The 14,500-nt window shown below is 59.3% G+C and carries 9 protein-coding genes and 1 tRNA gene; 4 read left to right on the top strand and 6 right to left on the bottom strand.

Annotation, left to right across the window (positions count from 1 at the left end):
* The first annotated feature begins 13 nt into the window (after positions 1-13).
* On the top strand, positions 14-487 hold the full coding sequence (locus AB6729_RS14665) for a DinB family protein (protein ID WP_371082373.1): 474 nt from the start codon (positions 14-16) through the stop codon (positions 485-487).
* Positions 488-545: 58 nt separating this feature from the next.
* On the opposite strand, the gene msrB is transcribed toward AB6729_RS14665, so the two are convergent.
* Positions 546-983 carry a peptide-methionine (R)-S-oxide reductase MsrB gene (gene msrB, locus AB6729_RS14670; protein ID WP_371082374.1) on the bottom strand — a complete coding sequence of 146 codons (438 nt, stop codon included), beginning with the start codon at positions 981-983 and terminating at the stop codon, positions 546-548.
* Between the two features lie 73 nt (positions 984-1,056).
* Positions 1,057-1,455 carry a Rid family detoxifying hydrolase gene (locus AB6729_RS14675; protein WP_371082375.1) on the bottom strand — a complete coding sequence of 133 codons (399 nt, stop codon included), beginning with the start codon at positions 1,453-1,455 and terminating at the stop codon, positions 1,057-1,059.
* A 392-nt stretch (positions 1,456-1,847) separates the two neighbouring features.
* Between AB6729_RS14675 and AB6729_RS14680 the strand changes: the two genes are divergently transcribed.
* The 3 genes from AB6729_RS14680 (at position 1,848) to AB6729_RS14690 (ending at position 8,442) form a co-directional block, all read left to right on the top strand.
* Positions 1,848-6,437, top strand: coding sequence for an Ig-like domain repeat protein (locus tag AB6729_RS14680; protein WP_371082376.1), 4,590 nt, complete (start codon positions 1,848-1,850; stop codon positions 6,435-6,437).
* A 139-nt stretch (positions 6,438-6,576) separates the two neighbouring features.
* Complete coding sequence (locus AB6729_RS14685) at positions 6,577-8,208, top strand: hypothetical protein (RefSeq protein WP_371082377.1); 1,632 nt, start codon at positions 6,577-6,579, stop codon at positions 8,206-8,208.
* A 157-nt stretch (positions 8,209-8,365) separates the two neighbouring features.
* Positions 8,366-8,442, top strand: a tRNA-Pro gene (locus tag AB6729_RS14690).
* 267 nt (positions 8,443-8,709) lie between these two features.
* On the opposite strand, the gene gluQRS is transcribed toward AB6729_RS14690, so the two are convergent.
* The 4 genes from gluQRS to AB6729_RS14710 all read right to left on the bottom strand — a co-directional run bounded on the left by gluQRS (position 8,710) and on the right by AB6729_RS14710 (position 14,477).
* Positions 8,710-9,558 (bottom strand): tRNA glutamyl-Q(34) synthetase GluQRS, encoded by an 849-nt coding sequence (gene gluQRS / locus AB6729_RS14695; protein WP_371082378.1) that lies wholly within the window; start codon positions 9,556-9,558, stop codon positions 8,710-8,712.
* Between the two features lie 60 nt (positions 9,559-9,618).
* A complete protein-coding gene (locus AB6729_RS14700) occupies positions 9,619-10,518 on the bottom strand; it encodes a hypothetical protein (RefSeq protein ID WP_371082379.1) in 900 nt (299 codons plus the stop codon).
* A 118-nt stretch (positions 10,519-10,636) separates the two neighbouring features.
* Entirely contained in the window at positions 10,637-13,435 is a 2,799-nt protein-coding gene (locus AB6729_RS14705; protein ID WP_371082380.1) for a phosphoenolpyruvate carboxylase, read from the bottom strand.
* A gap of 37 nt (positions 13,436-13,472) precedes the next feature.
* Positions 13,473-14,477: a lysostaphin resistance A-like protein gene (locus AB6729_RS14710; protein WP_371082381.1), complete on the bottom strand. Its 1,005-nt coding sequence runs from the start codon at positions 14,475-14,477 to the stop codon at positions 13,473-13,475.
* Positions 14,478-14,500 lie beyond the last annotated feature (23 nt).

Here is a 14,500-nt window from a genome sequence, read left to right on the forward strand (position 1 = left end):
ATACAGTGTTCGCATGAACCCCTATGCGAGTTACCTGGATGGCCGCGATGCGGTAGAGATCATGAAGTCCACGCCCGCGGAGCTGCAATCGCTGCTTGGCGGCATGACAACGGAGCAGATGGATGCGCCGACTGCGCCGGGCAAATGGAGTGTGCGCGAGATTCTGGCACATCTGGCGGACTGCGAGTTGGTGTGGGCGTGGCGTATACGACACACGCTGGAAAAGCCGGGCGCGGCAGTGGCGCCGTTCGATCAGGATGTTTGGGCCGAGCGCTATGCGATGTATTCGGCGGAGTTGAGTCTGCGAACGTTTTTTACGCTGCGCGAATGGAACCTGGCGGTATTGAATACGGTCGCGCCCGGCGAGCTTGGGAACCTGTTGACGCATCCGGAGCGTGGCACGTTTCCGCTGTCGGAATTGCTGGAGATGATTGCAGGGCACGATCGGAACCACATCGTGCGATTGAAGGAGCATCGTTGTCCGTGATTGCAGAAAAGAAAAGGGCCGGCGGAAGCCGGCCTTTTCCTTTTGTGATTGTGACGCGTTAACTCGGGTCTGCGTCGAAGTTCAGCGATGCGGAGTTGATGCAGTAACGCAGGCCTGTGGGGTTTGGGCCGTCGGGGAAGACGTGTCCCAGGTGCGATCCGCAGTTGGCGCAGACGACTTCCACACGACGCATACCGTGGCTGTCGTCTTCAATGGCCTCGATGGCGTCCGGCGAAACCGGCTCAAAGAAGCTGGGCCAGCCGGAGCCGCTGTCGAATTTTGTGTCGCTCTTGAAGAGTGGAGCGTCGCAGGCGCCACAGTGGTAGACGCCATCTTCGTGATTGTCATAAAGCACGCCGGTGAAGGCGCGTTCCGTACCCTTTTCACGCAGAACGTGGAACTGTTCCGGAGTCAGGAGCTGCCGCCATTCCTCTTCCGTCTTCTGTACGCGAGGACCGTGGGGAACGGTGGCATCAGCTTTCAGATTTTCTATCATGAGGTTCTTCTCCCGTTGTATTAGACGCTTTCCGGGGTGCTCACGAACCATGGTGAGACGGCCCGGGAAAGTGCTAGTTTGCGGGGAATCGTGCGATGATTTCGATTTCCACGAGCGCGTCTTTGGGCAGGCGCGCCACTTCAATGGTGGAGCGAGCCGGCGGGGTGGCACCCTCTGGCGCGAAACGCTTTGCATAGGCTGCATTCATGGTGGCGAAGTCATCCATGTTTTTCAGGAAGACGGTGGTTTTGACGACGTCGGCAAAGCCAAGCCCGGAAGCCGTAAGTACAGCTTCAATGTTTGCGAGTACACGTTCAGTCTGGGCAAGCATACCGCCCTCAACGACCAGGCCGGTGACGGGGTCAAAGCCAACCTGTCCGGAGGCGAAGAGGAGATCGCCTGAGCGAATCGCCTGTGAGTATGGGCCTATGGCTGCAGGTGCGCCGGAAGCGGAGATGGCTGTCTTTGTCATGGTAACGATCATATCCGTGCGAGTTGTTCGTTTCCCATAAACAAACCGAGTGGAGAAAAACGAATCTCAGATCGCAATTTTTCTGCACAAAGACCGCTGCGTCAGCTACTTTCAAGAAATGGCGTAATTGCACCGGAACGATGTTTAAAGTTTTGGTCCGTTGCCATCGACTTACAAATTTGATCTGTAAGCGAAATAAATATTTGCAGTATTCGGGATCGTCGGGAAGCTGGCGGTTCCTGTTTGTATCTTTCTCTGCCGGTTCGTTGCGCCTTCGAGTGGTTTCGCGCCCCCTTTCCTTTTTGGACCGGACTCCGGCATGAGTTCCCGTTGCAGTTATCAAGAAGGAACAGGTCATGTGTGCAAGCCGTTTCAGCCCGAAGATCCGGGTTATGTGTATCTTTCTGCTGTTGTTGTCTGCTGTCTTTGCGGTGAGCGAAGCGGTGGCCCAGAGTGTGGCGCTGGTGCCGAATGCTGTGCGTTACGCGGGCATTGGCACGAACAATCGGGGGTTTAACTCCGACAGTGGGCCAGCGACAACGGTGGCGTTGAATATGCCCTCGGGCATGGCGTTTGATGCCAGCGGCAACCTGATCCTGGCAGACAGCAGCAACAACTGCGTGCGCCGCGTGGATACCACGTCGTTGCACATGGTGACGACGATTGCGGGTCTTGCAGGCTCCAGCGGATCGGATACCTGTAATGCATCGAGCAATGCGGCTCCTTCGTATACGCAGGGTCTGCTGTCGCCAGCGAGTGTGTCCGTTGATGCCGTGGGGAACATCTTCATTGCAGACACGGGACACAACTGCGTTCGCGAGCTGCGCGCAGGGCAGACGGGTATTTCGCAGTTAACAACGGTGGCTGGTACTTGCGGCAGCAACAACGGCACGGCTTCTGCGACTCCTTCGCCGGTTTCGCTGGCGATGGATAGCAATAGCAATCTCTACATCCTGCTGCGCGATACGACCTTTGGCGTGTACCAGGTGTTGCGCTATGCAGCAGGCAGCGCGAATGGATCGGTGTGTCGTGTGGCGGGCGCGGCTTCGTCGCAGAATGTGTCGCAGTGTTCTGATGTAAGTGCGGCTCCTGCACTGAGCCGTGCCGCGGGGATTGCGGTTGACCCTGCGAATCAGCTCTACATCGCGGATACGGGAAACAACTGCGTTCGAAAGCTGAACAATGGAACATTCACGTCGGCGTTTGGTACCTGCGGCAGTTCGTCTTCTGCGGTGATGGGGCCTTCGGCGCTGGCGTTCAGCCAGTCGGGTGCGATGTATGTGGCGTTGACGGATAACAACCAGGTGGTTCGCTACAACCAGAACACCGGGGAAACGCTGCTGGTAGCGGGCAATCCCAATACGCAGCCCGGAGCGTACGCGGCGACACAGGATGGCGCGGCGGCGAGTTCGCTGCCTTTGAATGGCCCCGTTGCGCTGGCAGAGGATAGCAACAACAATCTTTACGTTGCGGATGCTGGTAACAGCATTGTGCGCGCGTTACGCAATGGCACGCTGTTCCCGACGACGAATGTGGGTCAGACGTCGTCGCAGCAGACACTTACTTTTCAGATCAATACGGCGAGTTCGCTGACCGTGGTTCCGGGAACGGATTATGCCGTTGCTTCGGGGTCCGATACATGCACGGGTGTGCAGACTCCGGCGTCTGCAGGCGGGCGCCCAACCTATTGTTCCGTTGGCATTGTGTTTACACCGACGGCAGCGGGCAAGCGGTATGCTCCGGTGACGATCACCGACCTGACGACCTCCACCGCAGTGAATGCGGGTTTGCAGGGCGTGGGCGTGGGAGTGATGGCGGAGTTGTTTCCGGGGCAGGCGGGGACGCTTCTCGTCAATTCCGGTACGTTCCAGGATGTCATTCATGACTCGCTGGGAAATCTGTTTGTTCTTTTCAAGCCGACCGCGGGGCAATGGGAGATTACGCGTGAGCCGCTTGGTGCAGGATCTCCGGCCACGGTGGTGCCGATGGGAGCGGGCCTGCAATCGCCTGTTGCGATGGGAGTGGATGCTGTTGGCAATTTGTATGTTGCGGATAGTTCAGGAAGCACAGCTTCCACGCCGTCGATTCAGCGGTATGGCGTGGATGGAAGCGTGAATCGTGACTACATCACCGGGATTGTTGCACCGAAGGCACTGCGCGTGGACGGTTTTGGCAACATGCTGGTGGCTGAGCAGGGAACGGCGAACGACATTGTTCGAATTTATGCAGGTGGCGAACGGCAGGTGCTTGCGGGTGGTGGAACGCAGACACCTGCAGAGGGACTGGCTGCAACGGGTGTGCAACTGACTTCGCCGTCCGGTGTTGCGATGGGACCGAGCGGGACGGTGTACTTCTCCGATGTCGGTACGCACCTGGTGTATAGCGTCGATGCTTCGGGAATTCTGCATGTGATTGCGGGTGGTGGAAGCAGCTTTTCCTCTGTGACAGGCGCGCTGAGTCTTCCGCTGTCCAGTCCGGCTGGACTGGATGTGGATGCTGCCGGTGATCTCTTTATCGCGGATACGGGAACGAACAGTGTTTACACGCTGTTCTTTGGTGCTACATCCACGCAGAATGCAGCACGGCTGTTCGGTACAGGGAATGGTTCGGCTGGATACAGTGGCGATGGCAGCGTGTCGTCGAGCGCTGCGTTGAATGCTCCTGTTGCCGTGACCGCTGCGCCGGATGGCAGAGTGTTTGTTGCGGATACGGGCAATGGCCGCGTGCGTTTGGTGACGTTCCCTGGTGGCAGCGTGAATTACGGTACCGTTGCCGTGGGATCGGGGAGAACGCAGAGCCAGATTCTGTGGAACAACGGGAATGCCCAGCTCATCTCGACAGGGTCGCCGGTAATCAGTAATCCGAAGTTTGTCTACGACGCTACGAGATCAACCTGCGGCTCGGTGTTGCTGCAGGGCGCTGTTTGCGATATCGCAATCACTTTCGAGCCGACAGCCACGGGCACGCAGAGCGGTACGGCAACCATTGTCAATAATGCGGCGACGTCGCCGCAGACGATTCAATTGAATGGCAACGTGGTGCCTGCGGCGATCACGGCGTTTACCGCTGCGGCGGAGACGGAAAATTATGGTGGTCCTTATGTTGGCACAGTCACCATTGCGACGAATGGCGGGACTGCTCCACAGGGGACGGTGACGTTCACAATCAATGGTACGGTGACGTGCTCTGTTACGGGCAGCTTTAACGGTTCCGCGACTTGCACGTTGCCGAGTGGGACTCTGCTGCCGGTGCGCGCGACACCGTATCCGGTGAGTGTGACTTTCACCGGCAACTATCCGAACCAGAATGCGACGACGACGCTGACAGAGACACCGCGCGTTTTGACGGCGGTGGTCAACAGCAAGTCGAAGGTGTATCTGCAACCGAACCCGGTGTTGGATGGCACGCCGAGCGGCCTGCTGAACGGTGTGGGTTCGGACAGCTTCACGGTGACGTATGGCTTTGGCTCAACACCGATCACCACCATGACGACTCCGGGGACTTATACCGGTGTCATTGTTGCAACGACGACACCGAACGGTACGACGAATCCGGCGAATTACACCATCAACATAACGCCGGGCAGCTTCACGATTACGAAGGCTGTGTTGAGTGGCTTTGGCGCCGATCCACAAACGGAAGCTTATGGCGGGGCGTATACCGCGACCGCGACTTATGCACCGGGTGCGGGAGCTGTGCCAGCGGGAGTGGTGATGTTCCGCACGGGTAGCAAGACGTTGTGCACGGCGACATTCACCACCACGACGGCATCGTGCATGGTGGCAGCGGGAACGAATCTGCAGGCGGGTAGCTATCCCATCACCGTTTCTTATGAAGGTGACGCGAACTACAACGCGGCAACGGCGAGCGCGACGCTGACCGTGACGCCTGTGCCGTTGACGGTCAGCGTTGCGAACCAGACGAAAGTGTATGGTGCGGCGGTTCCGAACCTGACGGGGTCGGCCACCGTGAGCGGCCTGGTGAATGGCGATGCAGTAGGATCGACGATCGTCCTGACGTACAGCACGACGGTGACGGCTTCGACGCCGATTGGAACGTATCCGAATTCGATTACGGCAGCGGTAAGCGGCAGTTCCGCGGCAAGTTATACGATCACGAACACGCCGGGCAGCTTCACGGTGGGCGGTGTGGCGACGACTACGACGTTGACACCGGCAACCAGTTCCGCTGCTGCGGGGGTGCCTGTGACGTTTACGGCGAAGGTGGCTTCGGCGACTGTGATCCCGACGGGAACGGTGGTGTTTACTGCGGACGGCGTTCTGCTGGGTACGGTGACGCTGGATGCCAGCGGGTCCGCGAGCCTGACAACGGCCGCGCTGGCGGCGGGGTCGCATGCGATTCGTGCGGCGTACTCCGGCAATGCGAGTTTCGCTTCCAGCTTTGCGACGGCTACTGCGACGACGACGGTGCCGGTGGGCAGCTTCACGCTGACATCTACGCCGGATGCGCAGTACATCCGCGGCCCGGGCAACAAGACGTTCACCGTGACGCTGACATCGCAGGGTGGATTTGCAGGGACGGTGGCGCTGACATGTTCCGGCCTTCCGGTGGATGCTACATGCGCGTTGAATCCTGTTTCCGTGGCACTGACCGCAGGCAGTACGTCGACGATTACGGTGACAACGACGACCACCGCCGCCGATACGAGTGTGGCTGCGAATCATCGGTCGACGTCCGCGGGGAACTGGCCGGGTGCGCTTGTGATTTCCGCAGCGGCTGCCTTCCCGATGCAACTGACGGGCCTCGGCATGATGGTTGCCGGTATCGGGCGTCGCCGCAAATTTGGGCGGAAACACTGGCTGCTGCTGCTTCTGTTGTCTGTCGGGCTGCCTGGCATGATGGGCTGCGGTGCTTCTAACGCGACGTATCACATCTATCCTGTGACAGTGACAGGAACCAGTGTGGGAGGCGGCCCTGCGCCTGCCTCGACCACTGTGTATCTCGCGGTGGGAACGCCGTAGTGTGACCTGCGGCGTTCGTTCTTTAGAGCGTCGCAACAATTTTCTTGAGAGAGCGAGCCCCGACTCTCGAATGACTCGCTTCGCGAGCGGTTATGGGGCAGCGGAAGATGACGATTCCGCATGTGGAGGTAAGGGTTTGATGCAAGTGCGCTTGTTCCGCCAATTTGGCGCTGCTGTTCTGGCATGTGCCAGCGTGTTTCTTGTTCCGGGTGCCGATGCGCAGGCGCTTCCTACGGTGAGCCACCTGCCGGTAAGGACTTCGCGCGTGGAACTGTATGGTGCGTACTCTTATTTCCATCCAGTGCAGGCCGATATTCACGAGTTTTATCTGCAGCCCGTGAACACGGGTGCAATTGCCGGTGTGAACGTTTATTTCAATCGGTTTCTCGGCGTGCAGGCGGAGGGCACCTTCAGTACGAGCAGCCCGAACGGCTCCAATGTCTGCATGGGCACGGTGCAGGCGGGGCCGGTGATGCGTTTTCAGATGCGTCATGTGGTTCCGTTTGTGCATGCCACCGCGGGTGGAGCGAAGTCCGGTGGGCCGGTGTTTCAATCGTGCGCGTGGGGCTGGGGTGCAACGGGCGGTCTCGGTATGGATTATGTGCTGCCTGGGTTTCAAGAGCGGCTGGCGATCCGTCCGATCCAGGCGGACTACGAGTTCAATCATGTGGACCACGGTCCGCTGGTGTTGCCGGGCGGCTTTGACGGTGGCTTGATGAAGATGAATGCCTATCGGCTTTCCGCGGGTGTGGTGCTGCGGTTGGGCAATGTGACTCCGCCTGCGGCGCTGGGCATGTCATGCGATGTTACGCCGGGCGATGTGAATGCCGGTGAGCCGATCACAGGGAAGTCCGAGAGCATCCACCAGAATCCGCACAAGAAGACGACGTACACATGGCATACGAACGGCGGCAAGTTGTCCGGAACGGGCGACACGGTGCAGATCGATACGACCGGGCTTGCGCCCGGGAACTATGTGTTGACGGGCCGTATGGAACAGGGGCGGTTGCCGGAGCAGCAGGCGGAATGCAATGCGCACTTTGCGGTGAAGGCCGTTTTGACGCCGCTGTCGGTTACGTGTTCGGCGAGTCCGTATTCGGTGCATCCCGGCGATAGCGTGGCGATTGCGTCGACGGTGCCGAGCCCGGAAAGTTACGGTGGACTGATGTATGGCTACACAACATCGGCCGGTACGGTTCGCGGTGTTGGGCCGACGGCAACGTTGAATACTTCCGGTGCACCGACGGGGACGATTACCGTGACCTGCACGGTCCGGGAGGATGGGGGCAAGACAGCAACATCGAACACCACGGTGCAGGTGCTTCCGGCAGTGTTGCCGCCTGCTCCGCAAACACAGGCGCTGTGCACGATTGCATTTGATCGGGACAAGAAGCGGCCAGCGCGTGTGGACAACGAAGCGAAGGGATGCCTGGATGACATTGCGTTGTCGCTGCAGCGGCAGAGCGATGCTCACCTGGTGATTGTGGGGTCGCGTGATGGGACGGAATCTCCGGATGTGGCGGCGGAGCGCAGTGTGAATACCAAGCTGTATCTGACGCAGGAGAAGGGGATCGATTCGTCGCGGATTCAGCTTCGCACGGGCGATACCGCGGGACGTCGAGTTTCACAGACGCTGGTTCCGGCGGGCGCGACCTTCGATCAGACCGGGACGACCAACGTGGAGGAGTCGTCGGTGAAGAGCTCCGGTCAGCCTTACGCGACGTCGAAGAAATTGTGGAAGCTGAAGCTGAAGCCGAAGAAAAAGAAGTAAAACGGGTCGTTGCAGTGCGGTTGGAAGGGAGGGGGCTTCGGCCCCCTCCCTTTTGTTCTGTAGGCCGTTAGGGCGGCAAAACTCTGGTACACTAAGCAGGTTGGCTGCTGAGGCGATCAGGCCCCTCGGCTCCTTTGCCAATCGATCCACCTTGCATCGGGGAGTGGCTCAGCCTGGTAGAGCACCTGGTTCGGGACCAGGGGGTCGGAGGTTCGAATCCTCTCTCCCCGACCATCTTTTTGTGAAAGGGCTACCTTCGGGTAGCCCTTTCTGCTGTTTGGGTGTGCCTGGGATAGGGCGGGCCTTTGGCCCTTGGTCCTCAGGGGTGGCCCCTACCTGGGCCTTCGGTCCAGGCTAATATCGCGTCGCGCCTTTGGCGCTTAAATCTATCTTTGACCTTAAATCTATCTTTGGCCTTAAAGCTATCTTTGGCCTTAACCTATCTTTTCTTTGGCGCTTAACCTATCGCGTCGCGTCTTCAGGGCTTGAACCGTTTGGCAATCAGGGGATGTTTGTGAAGGCCATTTTGCGGACCTCTTCGGGCGCCAGGCCCGATTCGCGGAGATGACGGAGGCTGCGGGCGGCATCGCGTTTGGCCAGTCGTTCGCCGTGTTCGTTGCGCATGAGTTCTACGTGGGCGTAGGCCGGGATGGGGTGGCCGAGAGCGCGGAGGAGCAGAATCTGCCTTGCGGTGGAGCGGAGCAGGTCGCGACCGCGAACCACTTCCGTGATCTGCATGGCTGCGTCGTCTACTACGCAGGCAAGCTGGTAGCTGGGAACGCCGTCGCGGCGCATCACTACGAAGTCTCCGAAGTCGTGTCCGGCAACGAATGTTTGGGGGCCGAGCAGGGCGTCGTGAAAGCGAATTTCTTCACCGTCGGTTACACGGAATCGCCATGTGGCAATTTCGTCTGACTGCGGATTTCTTTCACGGCAGGTGCCGGGGTAGATTGGCTCGTCTTCGTCTTCCGCATGTGGCGCGTGCGGTGCGGCGAGGAGGTCTTTTCGCGAACAGACGCAGGGATACAGGAAGCCGGTCCTGCGTAATTGATGGAAGGCGGCTGTGTAGAGTGAGCCACGCCGGCTTTGCGCATAGGGGCCGAAGCTACCTGTTTCCGTGCCGTCAGGCTGCGGGCCTTCGGCCCAGTGGATGCCGAGCCAGGCAATATCTTCCAGCATGGCTTGGACAAATTCGGAGCGGGAACGTTGCGTGTCCAGATCGTCGTTGCGCAGGATCAGCGTTCCGGCTGCGGCGCGTTTTGCAGCGATGAGAAACGTGCGTGCATGGCCAAGATGCAGAAGCCCGGTGGGCGAAGGCGCAAGTCTGCCACGATAGGGCTTGCCGGTCATGTATTCAGAATAAAAGGGCCGCGCACGGCAGCCCTTTCTGTTTCAGTCTGGCTGCAGGCGTCAGAAGCGATATCCCACACCGAAGGAAAGTACCGGGAAGAAGGATGCATAGCTGAGATTGTTGTTCTGCCGCGCAGTGAAGCGTTGCAGATCCTTTTGGAAGTCGACATCGAGATTTACCTTTTGGCATCCGATGGCGGGTGGTTGCGATGGATCGCAGGCTGATCCTGAGAAATTGATCTTCAGGTCAGGCTGCCCAAGGTAATAAAAGCCAAGTTCTACCGGAAACGACCAGTGCGAGCCGAGACGCCGCGGGGCAAGGTTGCCGTAGCCAATGGTGAGTCCGGGAGCAACTTTACGCACGCTCACTTCCGCGGAACCGTGAAGTGGATCGGTTGCGCTGGATACGTAGTCGCCGCCGCTCAGGCTGATCTGTTGTCCAGAGGGCACAATGACGGTGACGTCTGCGGAGGTCTGCACGCCGAAGTACAACTGGGGACTGATATGGAAGCCATGATGGCTCCAGGGAAAGTAGTCGAGGCTGGCGTGGCCACCGCCAAGCTTCATGCTGGCATCCACCTGAGCGCCATCGCTGGTAAAGGTGTCTTCAAAGCGAAAGTAACCACCGCCCGCGCGGACATTGAAGTGCTGCGCGATGGGTTCGGCAATCTCCAGACCGATACCGTTGATGCCTACGGCCAGTCCCAGGCCGGGATGCTTCCATAGTTCTGAAGTAGGGATGTAGCCGCCTTTGCCTTTCTTTTCAGCAGTGGGCGGAACGGTGCTGGTGATGGTGCTGCCGTTTTGCTGATCCTGCGCGTTTGCCGAGGTCAGACTGCTGGAACTGCCAACGATGGCAGGGGCCAGAGCATACGCAGCGTGTCCCTGTGCCACGGCATGCAAGGCGGGTATAAGCAGAGAAATGGAGCATACCAGGCCGAAGCGCTGGACCAGATTCACAGGGGCCTCCTGAGCTGTGAGATTTAATTGTTCACAGCTTTGTCGGATTCATGATTTTTGCGGAACAGGCTTCACCGTACCACTGACATGCTGCCGATGCATCCCCCATGTGGGAATTTCATCCGGTATTACGCAAACCTGCGGAGATGCCGTTGATGGTACCAGTAATGGCGCGATTCAACGCGTCTCCCTCCTGGTCTTCGCCAGCCTGTTTGCGGCGAAGGAGTTCTACCTGAATCCAGCTCATGGGATCGACGTAAGGATTGCGCAGGCGAATGGAGCGCGCGAGTACAGGATTGCCCGTGAGCAGGTCTGCCTGCTGCGTGACCAGCAGCAGCAGGGCGCGTGTGCGGTCGAACTCTGCCTGCAACATGGGGTAGACGCGGTCGCGGAGGGCTTCATTCTGCACCAGTGAAGCGTACAGTTCGGCGATGCCGAAATCGCTCTTGGCAAGGGCGGATTCCACGTTGCGCATCATGTCGAGGAAGAGTGGGAACTCCTTCATCATGCGCTGCAACTGTTCCAGACCGTCTGCGTGTTCGCGCGTGAAGCGTTCCAGCGCAAAGCCTACGCCGTACCATGCGGGAACGGTGTGGCGCGACTGCATCCATCCGAAGACCCAGGGGATGGCGCGGAGGTCTGCAAGAGTACGTTTGCCGGCGCGCTTGGCCGGACGCGAGCCGATGCGCGCGTGTTCCAGTTCCGCAACGGGCGTGGCCTGCTGGAAGTAGTCGAAGGTGTCAGGGTTGTCGAGAATGTCCTGACGGTATTGCTCGAACGACCATGCGGACAAGGAATCCATTGCCTGTTCCCACTCCGGCAACACAACGCCGGTAAGGTGCGCGCTGCATCCGCCGCAGGACTTACTGTCAGGACGGGCCAGAGCGTCGAGTGACGCTGCAATCATCAGTTCCAGGCTGCGTTCGGCAAGCACGACGTCGCTGTACTTGAAGTTGAGGACTTCACCCTGTTCGGTGATGCGCAGCTCGCCATTGAAGCTGTTCATGGGCTGCGCATAGATGGCGCGATGCGTGGGGCCCCCGCCGCGGCCTACGGTGCCGCCGCGACCGTGGAAGAGGCGCAGATCCACGTTGCATTCACGTGCCACGTCATAGAGTGCGCGATGCGCCTTCCAGATGCTCCATGTGGAGGCGATCATGCCGCCGTCCTTGTTGGAGTCGGAGTAGCCCAACATGACTTCCTGCTTGCGTCCCCAGCTTTCCAGTAGCGGACGATAGGCTTCGCTGGTCCATAGCTGGCGGCAGATGTCCGGCGCGTTTTCCAGATCCTCAATGGATTCGAAGAGAGGGGCGATGAGTAGGCCGGGATCGTTTGCGGACTTTTCAGCGTCGACGCCGCCGAGGCGGGCGAGCCACAGTGTCTTCAGCACGTCGTCTGCGGAGGTTGCGCCGCTGATGACGTATTGTCGGATGCTCATGGGATCGCCGTTGTGCTTGACTGCGGCGACGGTGCGGAAGGTGTCGATGACCTCGGCCGTCATGGGCGAAGGCGCAGCGGGAAGCGAGCCGTTTTCGCACCAAGCGCTGAGTTCCTTGACTGCCTCAGAATGCACCTTGGCGTGCTGGCGGATGTCGAGCGTCTGCAGATGAAGGCCGTAGGTGCGTACTTCAACGATCAGGGGATCGATGATCTCTTCCGCAATGCGCAGGCCGCGATTGTCCGCGAGCGAATCGCGAATGAGTTGGAGATCACGCAGAAATTCGTGCGCGTCGCGATAGAGCGGAAGCACTTCGTGCTCGTCGCGGACGATGGTGGTGGTGTCGCCCATGCGCAGCATCATGCACGTCAGCATGAGACGAAGATGCTCGCAGAGAAAACGTTCACGAAGCTCAGCCGCAACGCCGGGCATCTGCGAGAGGTATTCGTTCGCCGCTGCTTCTAATGCGGGGTTTGCCGCGGCCTGCTGTGTGGAGGAGGAGATGCGCTGCGCTGCCGCGATGAGGCGTTTGCGATAGTGCTCCCAGACAACTTCGCGCGACATGGCAAGTGCTTCCTGCGTTACTTCAGGCGTGACGAAGGGATTGCCGTCGCGGTCGCCGCCGATCCACGAACCGAAATTCACCAGCGTAGGCAGTTCCGTCAACGCGAGATCGAGGCCATATTCATGGCGCAGAGCGTTTGCGACTTCGCCATAGAGCAGGGGTAGCGTTTCAAAGAGGCTGTCGTGGAAGTAGTCCAGCCCCATGCGCACTTCGTCGGTCACGGCCGGGCGCTGCAAGCGGACATCGTCTGTCTGCCACAGGCCGGTGATTTCTGCCATGAGTGAATCTTCACGCTGCGCAATGGCTTCAGCGGTCTGCGGGATCTGATCCAGTTCTTCCAGCAACGTGGCGATGCGGCGGCGTTTGGAGATGACGGAACGACGCGCGACCTCTGTGGGGTGTGCGGTAAAAACGGGTGTGATGCAGATTGCGTGCAGGAATGCGAGCGCTTCGTCCGCGGTATAGCCTGCTTTGCGCATGCGGCGCAGCGTGCCCTGGAGGCTGCCTCGCTGTGGCTCCGCATCGGGCTTCAATCCACCGGCAAGACGGCGGCGCTTGCGATGATTCGTCTCTGCGAGATTGATCAGTTCGAAGTAAAAGCCAAAAGCGCGCGCGAGCTGATAGGCGCGATCGACCGGTAGTTGGTGGACGAGCAATAACGCCTGTTGCAGAGCGGACTTCGCTTTTGCGGTGTCTCCCTGAAACTCTGCTTCGCGGCGTTCGGTGGCCAGACGGCGCAGCGTCTCCACCTGTTCAAACAGATCGTCGCCCACCTGTTCGCGCAGGACTTCACCCAGCAGTGTGCCCAGCGAACGCACGTCACGACGCAGCGGAGCTTCTTTCCACTCCGTCTCAGTGGCCTGCAACTCAGCAAGCCGCTCACTCCAGTTTCTTGCCTGCCACAACCCGGCCATGTGCCTAGTAGACCAGTGAGATTGCCTTTGCAGCAAGTCAGAGGGACGACACGTTCGATTCTGCTGCGGGAGAACCGGGCTCGGCCTTCAATGTGAGAGCGACGATGGCTGTGACGAGAAGGATGACGGCTAGCACCAGAACGCTGCCCTCAGGCCCCGTAAGGCCACCACTCAGCAGCAATGGACCCTGAGAATGTGTGAGCAACAGGCGATGCTGCGAAACGCCGCCACTGTCCGCCACTCCCCATACGAATGACTGCGTCCAATCCCACGCGGCATGGTAGCCGATGGCCCACCACAGGGAGCCAGTGCGCCACAGGCTGTATGCAAACACAAGGCCGACCAACCCCGCACTGACCAGGCCGATGGGTGATTCGCCGGGGTTATTGCCATGCAACAGGCCGAACAAGAGTGAGAAGAATCCCGCCGCGACCCAGAAGCCGATGCGTTTGCATAAGGCTTCGCGATGGCCCATGCGTGCGGCGATAGCGGCGACACCACGAGCCAGTTGAAACTGCAGGAAGCCGCGCATGAGATATTCCTCTGCCAGTGCCACGGCGAAAAATGCCAGCGCCCAGAGCGCGCCCCATTTCACAATGTCTGTGCCATGCAGCAGCAGGCCGTTGAAGGTCATGACACCGGCCACCTTCAACGCCAGCATCAGCAGACACATGGTGGCAACGCCGAATACGGCTCCCACTGCAAATTGACGGATGCGGTGCGGCCGCAATGCATCGATGCCATATTGTCCGAAGTTCCGTTTTTCAATGCGGGAGATCAGAAAGGCAACGAGCGCCGCTACGGCGAAGAGCACGCTATCCATGAGCAGCGTGAAAGTTACCGGTAGTTCACCCGTGCTTTTGATGACAAGTTGCTGCTGGTGAAGGTAACCGCCAAGTACTGCGAATATGGCTCTCCCCAGCGCAAACGCAAGCACGAGGAACAACAGAATGGACCAGACTGCGCGCAGGCCATCGTGTCCAAAAAAGATTCGCTGCACACCGTGACGCGGTGGTACATCCGGGTTCTGGTTGTCCTGCATGCTTGCTCCTTCTGTGATTTTCA

Source organism: Terriglobus sp. RCC_193, from assembly GCF_041355105.1.
In the GTDB taxonomy this organism is placed as follows: domain Bacteria; phylum Acidobacteriota; class Terriglobia; order Terriglobales; family Acidobacteriaceae; genus Terriglobus.

Bases quoted from the DNA above. Each gene is read 5' to 3' on its own strand.
- AB6729_RS14665 (WP_371082373.1), top strand. From the start codon at position 14: ATGAACCCCTATGCGAGTTACCTGGATGGCCGCGATGCGGTAGAGATC.
- msrB (WP_371082374.1), bottom strand. From the start codon at position 983: ATGATAGAAAATCTGAAAGCTGATGCCACCGTTCCCCACGGTCCTCGC.
- AB6729_RS14675 (WP_371082375.1), bottom strand. From the start codon at position 1,455: ATGACAAAGACAGCCATCTCCGCTTCCGGCGCACCTGCAGCCATAGGC.
- AB6729_RS14680 (WP_371082376.1), top strand. From the start codon at position 1,848: ATGTGTATCTTTCTGCTGTTGTTGTCTGCTGTCTTTGCGGTGAGCGAA.
- AB6729_RS14685 (WP_371082377.1), top strand. From the start codon at position 6,577: ATGCAAGTGCGCTTGTTCCGCCAATTTGGCGCTGCTGTTCTGGCATGT.
- gluQRS (WP_371082378.1), bottom strand. From the start codon at position 9,558: ATGACCGGCAAGCCCTATCGTGGCAGACTTGCGCCTTCGCCCACCGGG.
- AB6729_RS14705 (WP_371082380.1), bottom strand. From the start codon at position 13,435: ATGGCCGGGTTGTGGCAGGCAAGAAACTGGAGTGAGCGGCTTGCTGAG.
- AB6729_RS14710 (WP_371082381.1), bottom strand. From the start codon at position 14,477: ATGCAGGACAACCAGAACCCGGATGTACCACCGCGTCACGGTGTGCAG.